Raw genomic sequence first — 16490 nt, forward strand, 5'->3', positions numbered from 1 at the left:
CACCGTCCCCCGAGTCGGCCCGGGGAAGGGCTGGCGCTGGCGTCTTAGAGCGTTCCCAGGGCTCGTTCGATCCAGGCCAGGAACGGACCGGGGAAGGCGCCCAGGGCGAGGGTGCCGGCGGCTGCGAGAACCGCCGCCATCTGGCCGCCGAAATCGAGCTTCAGGCTGCCGGGGCTCGCGACCTCGTCGCGCATGTAGAGCATGTAGATGACGCGCAGGTAGAAGACCACACCGATGAGGCTCGCGAGAATGCCGACGATCGCCAGCGCCAGGTTCCCGTTCTGGATGGCGTGGGCGAAGATCAGGTACTTCGCGACGAAGCCGGCCGTCGGCGGAATCCCGCCGAGGGAGAGCATGCAGACCGCCATGCAGGCCGCAGCCACCGGGAACCGGAAGGCCCAGCCCGAGAGATTGGCGATTGCATGCTGTTCGCCGGGCTTGGCGTAGAGCATCGAAACCAGGACGAAGGCGCCGCCGTTCATCAGGGTGTAGGAGACGAGGTAGACCAGCATCGGCCGCCAGCTCGCGGCGCCGGGCGAAGCCAGCGGAATCAGGAGATAGCCCATGTGGGCGATTCCGGAGTAGGCCAGCATCCGCTTGATGTCGCGCTGCGCGAGGGCGAAGAGATTCCCCACCAGCATCGAGGCGATGGCGAGGACGCTCACCAGCTTCACCCAGTCGCCGGCCGTGGGCGACGACGTCGCCAGGATGACGAGGCGGGCGAGCACGACCGCGGAGGCGGCCTTCGGAGCCACCGACAGGAAGGCGACGAACGGCGAGGGCGCGCCCTGGTAGACGTCGGGTGCCCAGGCATGGAAGGGCACCAAGCCGAGCTTGAACCCGAAGCCGCAGACGAGCAGCAGGAAGCCGAGGAAGACCAGCGCGGGGGATCCGGCTCCCGCCGAGAGCGCCGCGGAGATTCCGGCGAGCGTCGTCGAGCCGGTCTCGCCGTAGACGAGTGCGGCGCCGTAGAGCACGAAGGAGCTGACGAGCGCGCCCATGAGGAAGTACTTGATCGCGGCCTCGGAAGAGACCGCTTCCCGGCGATGGAAAGCCGCGAGTCCGTAGAGCGCCACCGAGAGGAGCTCCAGGGCCACGAAGATCATCACGAGCTCGACGCTGCGCACCAGGAGCAAGAGGCCCGTGGCGCACCAGAGCAGGAGCGCCGGATATTCGCCGAACAGGAGGCGCTCGCGCTTGAGATAGCCCTGGGCCGAGAGCAGGCCGATGGCCGTCGCCAGGAGGATGGTCTGCGAGAAAGCGCCGGTGAGCGCGGTCGACTCGATCAGGTCGTGGAAATAGAGACCGGCCGGCTGTTGCGCGAGGAGGGCCGCAGCCGCCGCGACGCCGGCCAGGGCCAGGCCGTTGAAGGCCGGTCGCAGCCGGGGAGTGAAGGCCTCGAGCAGCAGAATCAGGGAGCCGACCCCGGTCAGCACGATCTCGGGGAGGATCGACAGCCAGTCGCCCTGCGGCAACGCGAAGATCGTGTTCATCGCGCGCTCCCGGATCCCGCCGGCGGTGTGCCCGCGGCGAAGGTCGCGGCCGGCGCGCCCGTTGCGCGCGTTGCGGACATTGCGGTCGCCGCCGCCGGCAGGGACAGCGTCACCGCTCCCGGAGGACCGGCCGCCATCTGAGCGCGGTAGGTTGCGAGCACGGTGCTCAACGCCGGGCGGCTCGGTTCGAGGAAGCGGCCCGGAGCGACGCCGATCCAGAGCATCAGGATGCAGAGCGGCAACAGGGTCAGGACCTCGCGCGTGTCGAGATCCTTGAGCGACCGGTTCTCGTCCCTGGTGATCGGTCCCCAGATCGTCTCCTGGAGCATCTTCAGGAGGTAGACCGCCGCGAGCACGACTCCGAAGGTGGCGATGCCTGTCGCCCAGAGAAGTCCGCCTTGCCAGGCGCCGATGAGGATCATGAACTCGCCGACGAATCCGTTGAGCGCCGGCAGGCCGACCGAAGCCAGGGTGGCGAAGACGAGCATGACGGCGAACCAGGGGATGGTTTTCGCGAGACCGCCGAACTCCTCGAACTTCTTGGTGTGGCGGCGGTCATAGAGCATCCCGACGAGCAGGAAGAGGGCGCCGGTCGAGAGACCGTGGTTGACCATCTGGAGCAGGGCGCCCTGCCATGCGATCTCGTTGAAAGCGAAGAGGCCGAGCATGACGAAGCCCAGGTGGGCGATCGAGGAGTAGGCGACCAGCTTCTTCATGTCGATCTGCGCCCAGGCGACCAGCGCGCCGTAGACGATGCCGACCAGCGCGAGGCCGACGACCCAGGGTGCGAGCTGGGTCGCGGCCTGGGGAAAGAACGGGATCGCGAAGCGCAGGAAGCCGTAGGTGCCGAGCTTGAGCAGGACGCCGGCCAGGATCACCGAGCCGCCCGTGGGGGCCTCGACATGGGCGTCGGGCAGCCAGGTATGGAACGGAAACATCGGCACCTTGATTGCAAACGCCAGGGCGAAGGCGCCGAACAGCCAGAGCTGCTGGTCGAGAGGGAACTGCAGCTGCAGCAGGTCTTCGTAACGGAAGCTCCAGACGCCCGTCAGCTTGCCGTAGCTCCAGGCCATCCAGAGGATCCCCAGCAGCATGAGCAGGCTTCCCGCCATGGTGAAGATGAAGAACTTGACCGCGGCATAGACCCGGCGGTCGCCGCCCCAGATTCCGATGATCAGGTACATCGGGATCAGCATCACTTCCCAGAAGACGTAGAACACCAGCAGGTCGAGCGCGACGAGCGCCCCCAGCATGCCGGTAGTGAGGAGGAGCATCGACGCAGCGAAACCGGCCCAGTGCCTGGTGATTCCTTTCCAGGAGCCGAGAATGACCAGCGGCAGCAGCAGGCCGGTCAGCAGGACGAGGGGCAGCGAGATGCCGTCCACACCTACCTCGTAGAGCACCTTGAGCGAGCCGAAATCGAGCCACCGGAGGGTGGCGTCGCGCGCCACCATCGTGCCGCCGCCCCAGTGGGTGACGGCGAACAGGGCGATGAGCGCGAACTCGACGAGGGCGACGAAAAGGGCATAGAGCTTGACCGTTCGCTCCCCGGCGCGACCGAGGAAGAGCAGCGGCAGCGCTGCGAGACTCGGGAAGAACACGAACCGGGTGATCGTGTCGCCGAGGAGCAGGTCGAGAAACTCGAGCGTCATCAGAAGATCATCCACCAGAAGAGGGCGAGCACTCCGGCAAAGAAATAGAGGGCGTACTGGCGGACGTTGCCCGTGGTGGAGAAGCGTCCGAGGTCACCCGCCAGCTCCGTGACGAAGGCCAGCACGTGCAGGCCGCCGTCGATGAACACGGAATCGATGACTTTCCAGCAGAACCGCGCCGTCGCCCGGAGCGGGCGAACCACGAGGCGGTCGTAGATCTCGTCGACGAAATACTTGTTCTCGAGGAGGCGGTAGAGGCGCGGAATGCGTCGCGCCAGCGCTTCGTCGGAGGCCGTGCCGCGGCCGCCTCCCCATAGCCTCCAGGCGAGCCCCAACCCCGCGGCTGCGGCGGCGATCGACGCGGCGACGAGAATCGCCTCCAGCCCCAGGCCGTGATGTCCGCCATGGGCCTCGTGCCCAGGGATGGCGACGATGACCGGAGCCAGGAATCCTCCGAGCCAGTCGAGGTGGGTGAACGGGATCTTGCCGGCGTAGCCGGCGAGGGCCGCTCCGGCCGCGAGGATGACGAGCGGAGCCACCATGACGGCGGGCGATTCGTGGAGGTGATGCTCCTGCTCGTGCGTGCCGCGGAACTTGCCGAGGAAGGTCAGGCAGAGCAGTCGCAGCATGTAGCAGGCGGTCAGGGCCGCGGTCGCGAGCCCGACGATCCAGAGCACCGGCGACTTCTCGAAAGCGCCGCCGAGGATGGCGTCCTTGCTGAAGAAGCCGGCGAGGAGCGGAACTCCGGAGATCGCGAGCGTTCCGACGAGGAAGGTGCGATAGGTCCAGGGCAGCTGCTTCCTGAGGCCGCCCATCTTGCGCATGTCCTGCTCGCCGCCCATGGCGTGGATCACCGAGCCGGAGCCGAGGAAGAGCAGCGCCTTGAAGAAGGCGTGCGTGGCGAGGTGGAAGATCGCCGCGACGTAGGCGCCGACGCCGGCGGCCAGGAACATGTATCCGAGCTGCGACACGGTCGAATAGGCGAGGACCTTCTTGATGTCGTTCTGCGCGATGCCGATCGTGGCGGCGAAGATCGCGGTCGCCGCACCGACGATCGCTACGAAAAGCATGATCGACGGCGCGAGCTGATAGATGAGGTTGGTGCGGACGACCATGTAGACGCCGGCCGTGACCATCGTCGCCGCATGGATGAGGGCCGATACCGGCGTCGGGCCGGCCATCGCATCCGGCAACCAGACGTAGAGCGGAATCTGCGCGCTCTTGCCCATGGCGCCGATGAACAGGAAGAGGGCGATGAAGCTGGCGAGCGAGAGGCCGAGCGCGAAAGGCGCCTCGAGGGCGGAGACGTCGGCCAGGATCGCGGTGTTGACGCCCTTGAAATTGAGCGTTCCGAACTGGCTGAAGATCGCGAACAGGCCGACCAGGAAGGCGAAGTCGCCGATCCGGTTGACGATGAAAGCCTTGCGTCCGGCCTGGGGCGGGAAGTCCTGGTCGAAATAGAAGCCGATCAGCAGGTAGGAGCAGAGACCGACGCCCTCCCAGCCGACGAACATCACCAGGTAGTTGTCGCCGAGAATCAGGAGCAACATGGCGCCCATGAACAGGTTCAGATAGGAGAAGTAGCGCCGGTAGCCCTCTTCGTGGGCCATGTAGCCGACCGAGTAGACGTGGATGAGGAAACCCACGAAGGTGACCACGAAGAGCATCACGGCCGAGAGCGGATCGAGCAGGAAGGCGATGTCGATCTTCAGGGAACCGGCGGTCCAGGGATAGAGGAGCTGCTCGTAGGGCGCGTGGCCGGGCCGGCCGAGGAACTCGGCGAGGCAGGCGAGCGCGACGAGCAGCGACAGGCCGGGGGCGCCGACGCCGATCGCGGTCGCGAGCGACTTGTGGCGATTCCTGACGAGGAGGCCGTTCACGGCCGCACCGAGGAAGGGCAGCGCCGGGATCAGCCAGAGATAGTCGAGAGCTCTCATCGTCTCACCATCGGAGTCGATTCAGGCGATTGACGTCGATCGTATGCCGGAGCCGATAGATGCTGATGAACAGGCCCAGGCCCACGGCGGCCTCGGCGGCGGCGACGGCGAGCGCGAAGAAGACGAACATCTGCCCGGCGCTGTCGCCATGGATGCGCGAGTAGGCGACGAGCGTCAGGTTGGCTGCATTCAACATGAGCTCGATCGAGAGGAAGATCGCGATGCCGCTGCGACGAGTGAGGGCGCCGAAGGTCCCGATGCAGAAGAGCACCGCGGCCAGCACCAGGAACCAGGCAATGGGAATCGTCGTCATCGCGGCTCTCCCTGCTGCTCCGGCGCGGACTCGTCAGAAGAGCCCTGCGGAGCCGCGGGTTCCGCCTTCTGGGCGACCCAGCTCGCGGCGACGACCGCCACCAGCAGCAGCAGTCCGATCATCTCGAAGGGCAGGATGTAGATGCTGAAGAGCTCGCGCGCGATCTTCACCAGCGAGGTGGTCTCGGAGTCGAGGGGCGCAACAGTCGCGCCGGAGTAGGCCACCCAGAAGAGGCGGACCAGGGCTCCGGCGAAGACCACCGCGCAGATCCCCGCCGCGACGAGCATGCCGCTCACCCGGGTCACCGCCGCACGCTCGCGCTGCACGTTGAGCAGCATGATGACGAAGAGGAAGAGCACCAGGATCGCGCCGGTGTAGAGCAGGATCTGGAGCGCCGCGAGGAAGGGCGATCCGAGCATGATGAAGAGCCCGGCCGTGGCGACGAGCGTCACGACGAGGCTCATGGTGGAGAAGACCGGATTGCGGTGCAGGACGACCACGATCGCCGAGCTGACCGCAGCGACTGCCAGGATTACGAAGACGGCGAGCAGCATCGTCAGATCTTTCCGGCGACGGCGAGCGCGGCCACGACGACGAAGTTGAGGAGCGCGAGAGGCAGGAGCACCTTCCAGCCCAGGTGCATGAGTTGATCGTAGCGGAAACGCGGGAAGGTCCAGCGCACCCAGATGAAGAAGAAGAGCGCCATGTAGGTCTTCACCAGCAGGACGGAGAAGCCGAAGATCGCCGTGCCCAGTCCCGGGCCGAGGAGCGGGCCGAGAACGGGAAGCGTCGCGATCCAGGCGCCGGCCGCGGCGGCGTCGACGCCGGGCACGGACCAGCCGCCGAAGTAGAGCGTGGCTCCGAGGGCCGACAGGATCGCCATCGACTGGTACTCGCCCATGTAGAAGAGCGCCATGCGGAGGCCGCCGTATTCGGTGTGGTAGCCGGCGACGAGCTCGGACTCCGCTTCCGGCAGGTCGAACGGGAGTCGGTTGGTCTCGGCGAAGGCCGCCACCAGGAAGACCAGGAAACCCAACGGCTGCAGGAAGATGTTCCAGGCCGGCAGGAAGCCGAAGAGCGTGCCGGCGATCTGGTGATCGACGACGCGCGAGAGGTTCAACGAGCCGGCCGGAATGAGCGCGGCCAGCACCGCCACCGTCAGCGCGAGCTCATAGCTCACCATCTGGGCCGAGGCGCGGATGCCGCCCATCATCGACCATTTGCTGTTCGAGCTGTAACCGGCGAGAACGAGGCCGTAGACCCCGAGGCTGGACAGGGCCAGGAAGAGGAGCATCCCGGCGTCGGAGTCGATCACCACCAGCGGGAAGGAGTGGCCCGCGACGGTGACCTCGGGACCGAAAGGAATCACCAGGTAGGTGAGGAGCGAGGCGACGAAACCGACGGTGGGGGCGAGGATGAAGAGCGTCTTGTCGGCGCCCGCCGGGTTGATGTCCTCCTTGAAGATGAACTTGAGGACGTCGGCGATCGCCTGGAAGAGCCCGAGCGGGCCGAGCCGGTTCGGGCCGAGGCGATCCTGCATGAATGCGGGCGCCCGGCGCTCGAGCCAGAGCATGATCGGCGTCACGTTGATCAACGCGAAGAGCCACAGGCCGGTCATGGCCAGGGCGGCGACGACAGTCGGAGTGAAGACCACGGTCGTTACGCTCCCGCCCCTGCGGGCGCATTCTCGGGGGCTCCCGGCAGGCGGGTGCCTTGCGCTGCAATGTCGCGGAAGCGCAGGCCCGAGAAGGCCGGAACCTCTTCCGCCATCAGGTCGAACACCGTTGCGGGTGTGACCGTCGACCACTTCGGGTCGAACCGCGACAGGAGATCCGCGAGTGCCTCGACGCCCGGCCGCACCTGCGGCGGTGCGGGGAAGGCCTGCTCGAAGCGCTGCACGCGCCATTCGGAGTTGACGAAGGTTCCGGCGCGCTCGGCGTGGGTGGCGACCGGAAGGACGACGTCCGCGACCCGGGCGAGTGGCGAATCGGCCCAACCCATGACCGCCAGGAACTTCGCCTCGCGCAGGCGCTCGACGACTTTGGGATCGTGGGCGGCGCGCCCGAAGTCGCTGTCGGCGACGAAGATCGCTCCGCACTTGGCCGCGCCACCCGCGAGCAGCAGGTCCTCGCTGCCGACCGCGCCGCTCGCGGGCACCAGCCCGGCCAACTCGGCGCCGCGGCGGTTCGGTGCCGCGTCATGCCCGGTGATGCCGCCCTGCAGATTCGGGATCTGTCGTGCCGGACCGCTGTCGACCCAGATCGAACGATGCGGCGACTCGACGAAAGCAGCGATCTTGGCGAACAGGAAAGCCTCTTCGGTCGACAGGAAGCCCGAGCCCAGGAAGGCGATGGCGCCTTCGCTCCTGCGCGAGCGCAGGTTGTGCGCGACGTTGTCGAGCGCTTCCTTCCAGCCGGTCGCAGCGAGAGCGCCGTTGCGGCGAATCTGCGGGAAAGCGAGCCGTGGGATCTCGCGGTAGCGCTCGTGCGTGGAACGTCCGTAGTCGCACATCCAGAAGTCGTTGACATCCGGATTCTGGCGCGGCTTGTAGCGCTTGATCGACCCGTGCTTGTGCTCGAGAGTGATGTTGCAGCCGACGTCGCAGCCGGTGCAGATCGACGGGTTCTTGTCGAGGTACCAGACGCGCTCGGCGAACCGGAAGCGGGTCGACGTCAGGGCGCCGACCGGGCAGATGTCGACGACGCAGGTCGAGAGCGGGTTGTCGAGCGGCTTGCCGGGGAAGGTGCCGATCTCCGCATGCGAACCGCGCTCGAAGAAGCCGAGCTCGCTGGTCCCGGAGATCTCCTCGGTGAAGCGCACGCACCTGGTGCACTGGATGCACCGGTTCATGTTCAGCATCACCGTCGGCCCGAGCGGGATGCGCTCCTTCTCGGGATAGGTCCGCTTCTCTTCGAACCGGAACCGCGAAAAGGCCTGCCCGTGCTTGTAGGAGTAGTCCTGGAGCCCGCATTCGCCGGCCTGATCGCAGATCGGGCAGTCGAGCGGATGATTGATGAGCAGGAACTCCATGATCGCGCGCTGCGCCTCTTCTGCGTTGGGGGAGGCGGTGCGGACGACCATGCCGTCCTTCATCACCTGGGTCGAGCAGGCCGCCTGGAGCTTGCCCATGCCTTCGATCTCGACCATGCACATGCGGCACTGGCCGACGATCGACAGTCGCGGGTGATAGCAGTAGTGCGGTATCTGGACTCCGACCTTCAGTCCGGCTTCGATCAGGTTGGTCCCGGCCGGCACCTCGACCGTGCGTCCGTCGATGGTCAAGGTAGGCATCAGGCTGCGGCTCCCTGGTCGAAGTAGCGCGGCAAAGTCGCCGGATATCGCCCGGCGCGCAGGTTCTCCCGGATCTCGTCGCTCCATTTGTCCACCAGCGAGCGCACGGGACCCTGGGCGGCGTCGCCCAGAGCGCAGAGCGAGATTCCGCCGACGTTCGGCACGACGCGCGCGAGGAGATCGAGATCGGATTCGGCGCCTTGGCCGCTGGCGATCCTCTGCAGGAGGATCTTCATCCAGTTCGTTCCTTCGCGGCAGGGAGTGCACTGGCCGCAGGACTCGTGGGCGAAGAACTTGGCCAGCCGCAGCGTCGCGGTGACCATGCAGGTCGTATCGTCCATCACGATCACCGCGGCCGAGCCGAGCATGCTGCCGGCTTTCGCCAGGGTGTCGAAGTCCATCCGGATCTCGCGATCGGAGGCCTTCATCATCGGCGCCGACGCGCCGCCGGGAATGAAGGCCTTCAACTCGCGGCCGCGGTACATTCCGCCGCAGCCGTCGAGCAGGGTCTGGAAAGGCACGCCGATCGGATACTCGTACGTTCCCGGGCGCTCGACGTGGCCCGAGATCGCATAGAGCTTCGGACCCGTGTTGCGCTCGTCGGTGCCGATCGCCTTGAACCACTCGGCACCGCGCAGCAGGATGTGCGTCGCGCAACAGAGCGTCTCGACGTTGTTGATCACCGTGGGGCAGCCGAAGGCGCCGACGAGAGCGGGGAAGGGCGGTTTGACCCGCGGCTGGCCGCGCTTGCCTTCGAGCGACTCCAGCATGCCGGTCTCTTCGCCGCAGATGTAGGCGCCGGCGCCGCGATGCACCACCATGTCGTGCCGGAAACCGCTCCCCAGGACGTTGGTGCCGAGGACGCCGCTGTCGTAAGCGTCGCGCACCGCGGACTCGAGGATCGCAGCCGCCTTGGTGTACTCACCGCGGATGTAGATGTAGGTGGTGTTGGCTCCGACCGCCCAGCCGGCGATGATGCAACCCTCGATCAGCTGGTGAGGATCGTGCTCCATGAGCAGCCGGTCCTTGAAGGTGCCGGGCTCGGACTCGTCGGCGTTGCAGACGATGTATTTCGGCTTGGGGCTCTGGCGCGGGACGAAGGACCACTTGGCCCCGCAGGGGAAGCCGGCGCCACCGCGGCCGCGCAGTCCGGACCGCTTGACCTCTTCGATGACCTCTTCCGGCTGCATGCGCAGGGCCTTGGCGAGGGCGTCGTAGCCGCCGCCTTCGCGATAACCACGGACGGAGAGCGCCTCGGGCCGGCCGACGTTGCGAGTGAGGACGCGTTCGGTAGCCATGGTCACTTGAGCTCCCGCACGATCTGGCGGACCCGGTCGGGAGTCAGGTTCTCGTGGTAGTCGTCGTCGATCATGACCATCGGCGCCGTGTCGCAGGAGCCGAGGCACTCGAACTGGACGTAGGAGCAGCGGCCGTCCGCGGTGACCTGCCCCTCGGAGACGCCGAGCTCCTGGCCGATCGTTTCGAGGATCTCGCCCGAACCGCGCAGCTGGCAGGAGAGGTTGGTGCAGACGCGGATCCGATGTCGGCCTACGGGGCGCACGTGGTACATGTCATAGAACGAAACCACTCCTGCGACTCGCGCGACCGGCAATTCCAGCAGGTGGGCGACCGCTTCGATCGCGGCCTCGGGGAGCCAGCCGCCGTTGGCACGCTGGGCAATGTGCAGGGCCGGCAGGGTCAGGGCTTCCAGGGTTGGATACTTGGGCCGGAGAGCGAGAATCTCTTCGATCGCGCTTTCGGGCAGGCTTTCGCTCGCTGCTCGTCGGCCGGAGCTCATCTAGTTGCCCCTCTGCGGGCGCAGGTTTTTCGCCACGACGTCGAGCCCGCCCTTTCGCCAGACATAGGCGTACCCGACGAGGATCAGGCCGAGGAAGGCCATGACCGCCGCGAACAGCGGCCAGCCACCTTCTCGCATGACGACGATCCAGGGGTAGAGGAAGGCGGCTTCGACGTCGAAAACGACGAAGTCGATGGCGATCAGGAAGAAAGCGATGGAGAGCCGCTTGCGCGAACGGTCGAGGAGCGGCAGGCCCGACTCATAGGTCGAGAGCTTGACGCGACCCCCGCTGCGACGGCCCGCGAACCAGGAGATGGCCATGAGAAGACAGGCCAGCGCGAAGGCCGCGGTGAATGCGACGAGGATGGGAAAGTACGCCTCTGGCACGTGCGAAGCCTTTCACAAGCGCTCGGCGGAGAACAAGAGGTCCAGGTCGGGAAATGCTGTGCTATAAGTTGTCGATTCGTGAGTCGTGAAGACATTGTCGCGGTGATTCCGGCCTTCGATTGTGGGGGGACGATCGGTGCGGTCGTCGCCGGCACCCGGCGTTTCCTGGCGGATGTCGTCGTGGTGAGCGACGGCAGCCGGGACGACACCGCGGCGAAGGCGGAGGCGGCCGGCGCGCGGGTCGAAGTTCTGCCGGAGAACCGCGGCAAGGGCTTCGCCCTGCGGCGGGGAATCGAGCTCGCGCTCTCGCGCGGCCCGCAGGCGCTCGTTCTGCTCGACGGCGACGGCCAGCACGATCCCGGCGACCTCCCGGCCCTCTTTGCGGCCTGGGACGGCGGCCGGGGAGACCTCGTGGTCGGGGCCCGGCTGGAGGACGCGGGGCGGATTCCCAGGGCTCGCTACTGGACGAACTACATCGGTACCCGGATCCTCACCTGGATGTCGGAGCTCGAGCTCGAGGATTCGCAGTCGGGCTACCGGCTCCTGTCGAGCGACCTCGCCCGCCGGATGCGCCTGCGCTCCGACGGCTACGCCATCGAGACCGAGATGCTCATCAAGGCCGGCAAGGCGGGTGCGCGCGTCGCGCACGTTCCGGTGCGGACTATCTATAATGACGAGAAGAGCCATTTCCGGCCTCTTCTCGACACCCTCCGGATCGCCCTTGCCGCCATCCAATTCAAAGTCGACGACGGCATCCCCTGAGCTCCAGACGCTCGCCGGCCGATTCGGCCCGGCGCTCTCCGTCGACGTCGAGGAGTGGTACCACAACTGCTGGGTCCCTGAGTACGTGGACCCGTCGATGCGCCCCCGGCTGCGCGAGGAGCTCGACTGGCTGCTTCCCGAGGTGGCCGAGGAGTTCGCCCGCTCCGGCGCCAAGGCTACCTTCTTCGTCCTCGGCGAGCTCGCGGGCCGGATCGGGCCGCGCTTGCGGGAGCTCGCGGCGGACGGCCACGAGATCGCCTGTCATTCCTTTCATCACTATCGCGCCAACAGCCTCGGTCGAGAACAGTTCCGGTCCGAGATCGGGCGCGCCAAGACGACGCTCGAAGAGGTCCTCGGCACGCAGGTGCGCGGCTTCCGGGCTCCTGAATGGTCGTTGCGCGAAGTCGCAAACCCGCGTTTGAGAATCGTCGCCGAAGCCGGTTTCGCCTACGACAGTTCCCTCGTCCCGGCAGCGGGCGCCGGCTCGGCGGGAAATCCCGATCGTCCCGTGCGTCTGGTGTGGCCGCAGGGCCCGTCGCTGCTGGAGATCCCGCCGCTCACCTGGGGTGGCCCGCTGCGCCTTCCTGCCGGCGGCTGGTGCGGCAGGGCCGCGGCTCCGACCTGGATTCTGGGCGCCGCCCGGAGGCAACTGCGGCGCGGCGGTCTGCCGCTCCTCGTCGTTCATCCGTGGGAGCTCACCGGCCGTGCGGTTCCGGGCTTTCTCTCGGGCTTCGCGCGGTTCTTCCACGAAGCGGCGCGCGAGGGGTTCCTCGATCGCTTCCGCACGACGCTCTCCGGCCTGCCCTGGAGAACCCTCGCCTCGGCGGTCGGAGAGGGGAGCCTCGCCGCGGCGACCGAGCGTCTGCCGGACATCGGCGTCGTCCTGGCTGCGGCGCGGCTCGCGGCACCCTCCTCGCGCGGCGAAGGTCGGTCTTGAAGCCGTCCTTTCCGCCAGGCCCGACAGGCGCGGGTCGCGTCGCCCTCGTCACCGGCGCGAGCGGCGGGATCGGCGCGGCTTCGGTGCGGGCGCTCGCCGCCCGCGGCGAACGGGTCGCCCTGACCTATCTCCGCAACGGCGAAGCCGCCGAGGCGCTCGCCGCCGAGGTCGGGGGCGTTGCCTATCCGCTCGACGTGCGCGACCGGGCGGCGATCGCTGCGCTGGTCTCCGAGGTCCGGAGAGACCTCGGAGAGATCCAGATCCTGGTCCTGAACGCGGGAACGACGCGAGATGCCCTGTTGCCGTTCCTCTCGGAGGAGGACTGGAGCGAAGTCCTCGAGGTCAACCTCCACGCCGCATTCCGGCTGAGCAAGGCGGTGATCAAGGGGATGCTGAAGCTGCGCTGGGGGCGCGTCATCGCGATCGCCAGCGCGAGCGGCGTCGCGGGGCAGATGGGGCAGACGCACTACAGCGCGGCCAAGGGCGGCCTGATCGCCTTCAGCAAGGCGCTCGCCAAGGAGGTCGCCACCTTCGGGGTGACCAGCAACGCCATCGCCCCTGGATTCGTCGACACCGACCTGCTGCGGGCCATGCCGGAGGCCAAGCTCCTCGAGGCGCTGAAGGGCGTTCCGATGGGCCGTGTCGGCCGGCCGGAGGAGGTGGCGGCGGTCGTCGCTTTCCTCGCCTCCGACGGCGCCTCGTACATCACCGGCCAGACCCTGCGCGTCGATGGCGGCCTGCTGACGTCTTGAATCCGCTTCCGGCGGGCGGGTCCGGCTGGCCGTGTCACATGCCCGCTGTCTCTCGTCCGGGCGATCCATGCGTCGCCCGAACTCGCCTGGCCGGGCCCATCCCGGCGGCCTCTCGTAGGGGCGACGCATGCGTCGCCCGGGCGGCGATCGCTCCGAGATGTCGTCATGAAGCGCGCCGACGCCGCGGTGGTACCATCTCTCGCCGGCCAAGTCGCCGACGATTCGAGGGCATGAAATGAAGAATCAGATCAAGGTACTCCTGGTGGACCGCCTCAAGCTGGAGCGCGACGCCGCATCGATCGGCGACGACGAACCGCTCTTCGGACCGGATGGGCTGGGGCTCGACTCGATCGACGCTCTGGAGCTGGTGCTCGGAATCGAGCAGGAGTTCGGCGTCGCGATCGACGATTCGCAGTCGGGCTCCGAAATTCTTGCGACGGTCAATACCATCGCGGACTTCGTCGCTGCCAAGCGCGCCGTGACGGTCGCCTCCTAGCGCCCCCAGCCGACCGGACCCTGCCGTTGAACCTGCCGCACCGGTTTCCCTTCCGCTGGGTCGAAGGCATCCGGGACGGCAAGGCACTCGCCGTCTTCAGCGCCAACTCCACCTGGTTGCGTGGCTCGGCTCCGATTCCGGCCGCCTTTCTGGCGGAGCTGGTGGCGCAGGCCGCCGCCGTGCTGCTCGAAGATCCGACGGCTTCGCCCACGACGCCGCAGCAGCGTTGGCTCGCCGGCATCGACCGCCTCGAGATGCATCGCACGGTGGCCGCCGGGGATCTCCTGGAGGTCGCGGTTGTGGCCGGCCGGCGCTTCGGCAACGCGATGCGCGTGGAGGGAGCGATCTCCACCGGCGGCGAGCCGGTGGCCGACGTCGTGCTGCTGCTGGTCTGATTCAGGGAAGATCGGGATGGTGCGAAAGGGGGGACTCGAACCCCCACGGCCTTACGACCACAAGCTCCTGAGGCTTGCGCGTCTACCAATTCCGCCACTTTCGCGCTGCCGCCATTGTATGGACCGGCGCGCGAGCCTGTCAACCACGCGGAGCAGTTTGCTAGACTGTCCGATCGGAGACGAGCGCTTTCTCTCCGTCTCTCGGCAACGCAAGCGACCCCTCCGATGACCTCCACTGCAGCCGTCTCCATCGTCGGCCGGCCCAACGTCGGCAAATCGACCATCTTCAACCGCCTGGTCGGGCGCAAGCAGGCGATCGTCCACGATCAGCCCGGGGTGACCCGCGATCGCAACATCGCGCAGGCGAACCTCGACGAGGACTGGCCGGTCCTGTTCATCGACACCGGCGGTCTCATGCTCGACGAGGACCCGCTGGGCTTGAACCAGCAGGTGCGCGCGGCGATCGACGAATCGGATCTGGTGCTCCTGATCGTGGACGGCCGCGAAGGCGTGGTGCCGGCCGATCAGCGCATCGTCGAACAGCTGCGACCGCTCGGCAAGTCGGTGCTGCTGGTGGTGAACAAGGGCGAGAACCAGAAGGTCGCGCAGGGCATGGGGGAGTTCTACACCTTGGGCTACCCCGAGCCGATCCTGGTCTCTGCCGAACACGGGTTGGGGTTCGACGAGCTGCGCACCCGGATCCGCGCCGTCCTGCCGCGGCGCATCGCCGAGCCGGTCGAGGGCGAGGCTCCGCCGGTCGCGATCGTGGGGCGCCCCAACGTCGGCAAGTCGTCGCTCTTGAACCGCATCCTGGGCGAGAACCGGGTCCTGGTCTCGCCGGTGGCCGGCACCACCCGGGATCCGATCGACACCCTGGTCGAGCGCGACGGCAAGCGCTTCCTGTTCATCGACACCGCGGGCATCCGCCGCCGCGCCAAGGTCACCGGCACGGCGGAGGACCTCGCGGTCATGTTCGCGCGCCGTCAGGTCGATCGCGCCGACGTGGCGCTGCTGGTGATCGAAGCGCCGTCGGGCGTCTCGAGCAGCGATCTCGCCATCGCTGGCGCCATCTGGGAGGCCGGGCGTGCCACCGTCGTGGCGATGAACAAGTGGGATCTCCTCGACGACCGCGGGCGCGAGAAGCTCGACGCGAGCTGGCCGCGCCTGGCGGAGATCCTGGCCGACCCGCCGCGGGTGAATCTCTCGGCGCTCTCCGGGCGGGGAGTGGAGAAGATCTTCCCGGCGGTCGAGGAGGCACGGGCGCGTTTCCGGTCGATGCTCACGACCGGCGAGCTGAACCGCCTGCTCGAGGACGCCATCGCGGCGCACTCGCCGCCGACCGTGAATCACCGGCCGTGGAAGATCTACTACTCGGCGCAGGTCGCTTCGGGGCCGCCGACCTTCATGATCTTCGCCAACCGGACGCTGCCGCAGAGCCATCCCTACCGCCGCTACCTCGAGAACCGGCTGCGCGAGCGGATGCAGCTTCAGGGCATCCCGGTCCGCCTGGTGATCCGGGCGCGCACCTCGCCGAAGTGAGCACAGGCCCATCGCCTCGCACCGCGTCGCTCCCCGCGTATTTCGCCGCATCGCTCCAATATCCCGAGATCCGCGGCGCTCGACGCGGGTACTCTGGCTGCCATAGGATCCGGCGGTCACCATGAGCCCCAAAAAAGGATTCAAGATCGGCGAGGTCTGCAAGCTCCTCGATATCCAGCCCTATGTGCTGCGCTACTGGGAGACCGAGTTCGTCGCGCTGCATCCGGCGAAGAGCCAGTCCGGGCAGCGGGTCTACGCCGAGGCGGAGGTCGCGGTCATCCGCCGGATCAAGGAGCTCCTCTACGACGAGGGCTACACGATCGCCGGCGCCAAGAAGCAGCTCGAGTCCCGGGACGCCGAGGTAGCGCACGCCGGCAAAGCTGCCGCGAAGCCGAGTCTCTTCGATCCGGAGCCGGAGGAAACCGCGGGGCAGGCGTCGGAGCCTGCGGATCCATCGGAGCCAGCGGAGCCAGCGGGGCCAGTGGAGACCTCCGCAGCAGCGCAAGCGAACGGCAAGAGTCCGGTCGAGCTTGACACCAGCTCTGCCGACCGGATAGAAAGCTTTCTTCGAGGCGTGGAGGAGGCGCTCGCGGAAGCCCGCGCCGCCCTCGCGATTCTCGAGAAGCATCCCCGCTAAACAGTTCAGCTTTCGGTCGGGACGTGGCGCAGTCTGGTAGCGTACCTGAATGGGGTTCAGGGGGTCCCGGGTTCAAATCCCGGCGTCCCGACCAGTTTCAA

General features: G+C 67.5%; 17 protein-coding genes and 2 tRNA genes. 8 read left to right on the plus strand and 11 right to left on the minus strand.

Annotated features, from left to right (window positions below; all coding sequences use genetic code 11):
* Window positions 1-44 precede the first annotated feature (44 nt).
* Genes KBI44_09130 through ndhC form a run of 10 tightly spaced genes read right to left on the minus strand, consistent with a single transcriptional unit; the run spans window position 45 to window position 10871 of the window.
* Window positions 45-1493 carry an NADH-quinone oxidoreductase subunit N gene (locus tag KBI44_09130; protein MBP9144633.1) on the minus strand — a complete coding sequence of 483 codons (1449 nt, stop codon included), beginning with the start codon at window positions 1491-1493 and terminating at the stop codon, window positions 45-47.
* A complete protein-coding gene (locus tag KBI44_09135; GenBank protein ID MBP9144634.1) occupies window positions 1490-3145 on the minus strand; it encodes an NADH-quinone oxidoreductase subunit M in 1656 nt (551 codons plus the stop codon). Before KBI44_09135 ends, KBI44_09130 begins: the two co-directional genes overlap by 4 nt.
* Window positions 3145-5082, minus strand: coding sequence for an NADH-quinone oxidoreductase subunit L (gene nuoL, locus KBI44_09140; protein MBP9144635.1), 1938 nt, complete (start codon window positions 5080-5082; stop codon window positions 3145-3147). The genes KBI44_09135 and nuoL overlap by 1 nt, the downstream gene beginning before the upstream one ends.
* A gap of 4 nt (window positions 5083-5086) precedes the next feature.
* Window positions 5087-5395 carry an NADH-quinone oxidoreductase subunit NuoK gene (gene nuoK, locus KBI44_09145; GenBank protein MBP9144636.1) on the minus strand — a complete coding sequence of 103 codons (309 nt, stop codon included), beginning with the start codon at window positions 5393-5395 and terminating at the stop codon, window positions 5087-5089.
* Window positions 5392-5949 carry an NADH-quinone oxidoreductase subunit J gene (locus tag KBI44_09150; protein MBP9144637.1) on the minus strand — a complete coding sequence of 186 codons (558 nt, stop codon included), beginning with the start codon at window positions 5947-5949 and terminating at the stop codon, window positions 5392-5394. The genes nuoK and KBI44_09150 overlap by 4 nt, the downstream gene beginning before the upstream one ends.
* Window positions 5950-5951: 2 nt before the next feature.
* Entirely contained in the window at window positions 5952-7049 is a 1098-nt protein-coding gene (gene nuoH / locus KBI44_09155) for an NADH-quinone oxidoreductase subunit NuoH (protein ID MBP9144638.1), read from the minus strand.
* A 5-nt stretch (window positions 7050-7054) separates the two neighbouring features.
* Window positions 7055-8686: a (2Fe-2S)-binding protein gene (locus KBI44_09160; GenBank protein MBP9144639.1), complete on the minus strand. Its 1632-nt coding sequence runs from the start codon at window positions 8684-8686 to the stop codon at window positions 7055-7057.
* Window positions 8686-9984, minus strand: a complete 1299-nt coding sequence (gene nuoF, locus KBI44_09165; protein ID MBP9144640.1) for an NADH-quinone oxidoreductase subunit NuoF — start codon at window positions 9982-9984, stop codon at window positions 8686-8688. Before nuoF ends, KBI44_09160 begins: the two co-directional genes overlap by 1 nt.
* A gap of 2 nt (window positions 9985-9986) precedes the next feature.
* Window positions 9987-10484 carry an NAD(P)H-dependent oxidoreductase subunit E gene (locus KBI44_09170; GenBank protein MBP9144641.1) on the minus strand — a complete coding sequence of 166 codons (498 nt, stop codon included), beginning with the start codon at window positions 10482-10484 and terminating at the stop codon, window positions 9987-9989.
* The gene (gene ndhC / locus KBI44_09175; GenBank protein ID MBP9144642.1) at window positions 10485-10871 is read right to left on the minus strand and encodes an NADH-quinone oxidoreductase subunit A; all 387 of its coding nucleotides are present in this window, start codon (window positions 10869-10871) and stop codon (window positions 10485-10487) included.
* A gap of 78 nt (window positions 10872-10949) precedes the next feature.
* Between ndhC and KBI44_09180 the strand changes: the two genes are divergently transcribed.
* The 5 genes from KBI44_09180 (at window position 10950) to KBI44_09200 (ending at window position 14213) form a co-directional block, all read left to right on the plus strand.
* Window positions 10950-11633 (plus strand): glycosyltransferase family 2 protein, encoded by a 684-nt coding sequence (locus KBI44_09180; GenBank protein ID MBP9144643.1) that lies wholly within the window; start codon window positions 10950-10952, stop codon window positions 11631-11633.
* The gene (locus KBI44_09185) at window positions 11593-12570 is read left to right on the plus strand and encodes a polysaccharide deacetylase family protein (GenBank protein ID MBP9144644.1); all 978 of its coding nucleotides are present in this window, start codon (window positions 11593-11595) and stop codon (window positions 12568-12570) included. The genes KBI44_09180 and KBI44_09185 overlap by 41 nt, the downstream gene beginning before the upstream one ends.
* Window positions 12567-13322: a 3-oxoacyl-ACP reductase FabG gene (gene fabG / locus KBI44_09190; protein MBP9144645.1), complete on the plus strand. Its 756-nt coding sequence runs from the start codon at window positions 12567-12569 to the stop codon at window positions 13320-13322. The genes KBI44_09185 and fabG overlap by 4 nt, the downstream gene beginning before the upstream one ends.
* Window positions 13323-13557: 235 nt before the next feature.
* Entirely contained in the window at window positions 13558-13818 is a 261-nt protein-coding gene (locus KBI44_09195; protein MBP9144646.1) for an acyl carrier protein, read from the plus strand.
* 26 nt (window positions 13819-13844) lie between these two features.
* Window positions 13845-14213, plus strand: coding sequence for a hypothetical protein (locus KBI44_09200; protein ID MBP9144647.1), 369 nt, complete (start codon window positions 13845-13847; stop codon window positions 14211-14213).
* A 17-nt stretch (window positions 14214-14230) separates the two neighbouring features.
* Here the strand turns inward: KBI44_09200 and KBI44_09205 are convergent.
* Window positions 14231-14317: transfer RNA gene (locus KBI44_09205), tRNA-Leu, on the minus strand.
* A 121-nt stretch (window positions 14318-14438) separates the two neighbouring features.
* On the opposite strand from KBI44_09205, the gene der reads away from it, so the two are divergent.
* The 3 genes from der (at window position 14439) to KBI44_09220 (ending at window position 16483) form a co-directional block, all read left to right on the plus strand.
* The gene (gene der / locus KBI44_09210; protein MBP9144648.1) at window positions 14439-15752 is read left to right on the plus strand and encodes a ribosome biogenesis GTPase Der; all 1314 of its coding nucleotides are present in this window, start codon (window positions 14439-14441) and stop codon (window positions 15750-15752) included.
* Between the two features lie 121 nt (window positions 15753-15873).
* A complete protein-coding gene (locus tag KBI44_09215) occupies window positions 15874-16389 on the plus strand; it encodes a MerR family transcriptional regulator (protein MBP9144649.1) in 516 nt (171 codons plus the stop codon).
* Between the two features lie 17 nt (window positions 16390-16406).
* Window positions 16407-16483 (plus strand) — tRNA-Pro (locus KBI44_09220).
* Window positions 16484-16490 lie beyond the last annotated feature (7 nt).

Source organism: Thermoanaerobaculia bacterium, assembly GCA_018057705.1.
Classification (GTDB): Bacteria; Acidobacteriota; Thermoanaerobaculia; order Multivoradales; family JAGPDF01; genus JAGPDF01.

Bases quoted from the DNA above. Each gene is read 5' to 3' on its own strand.
- nuoL (MBP9144635.1), bottom strand. From the start codon at position 5,082: ATGAGAGCTCTCGACTATCTCTGGCTGATCCCGGCGCTGCCCTTCCTC.
- KBI44_09135 (MBP9144634.1), bottom strand. From the start codon at position 3,145: ATGACGCTCGAGTTTCTCGACCTGCTCCTCGGCGACACGATCACCCGG.
- nuoK (MBP9144636.1), bottom strand. From the start codon at position 5,395: ATGACGACGATTCCCATTGCCTGGTTCCTGGTGCTGGCCGCGGTGCTC.
- KBI44_09215 (MBP9144649.1), top strand. From the start codon at position 15,874: ATGAGCCCCAAAAAAGGATTCAAGATCGGCGAGGTCTGCAAGCTCCTC.
- KBI44_09170 (MBP9144641.1), bottom strand. From the start codon at position 10,484: ATGAGCTCCGGCCGACGAGCAGCGAGCGAAAGCCTGCCCGAAAGCGCG.
- KBI44_09195 (MBP9144646.1), top strand. From the start codon at position 13,558: ATGAAGAATCAGATCAAGGTACTCCTGGTGGACCGCCTCAAGCTGGAG.
- KBI44_09130 (MBP9144633.1), bottom strand. From the start codon at position 1,493: ATGAACACGATCTTCGCGTTGCCGCAGGGCGACTGGCTGTCGATCCTC.
- KBI44_09150 (MBP9144637.1), bottom strand. From the start codon at position 5,949: ATGCTGCTCGCCGTCTTCGTAATCCTGGCAGTCGCTGCGGTCAGCTCG.
- der (MBP9144648.1), top strand. From the start codon at position 14,439: ATGACCTCCACTGCAGCCGTCTCCATCGTCGGCCGGCCCAACGTCGGC.
- KBI44_09160 (MBP9144639.1), bottom strand. From the start codon at position 8,686: ATGCCTACCTTGACCATCGACGGACGCACGGTCGAGGTGCCGGCCGGG.
- nuoF (MBP9144640.1), bottom strand. From the start codon at position 9,984: ATGGCTACCGAACGCGTCCTCACTCGCAACGTCGGCCGGCCCGAGGCG.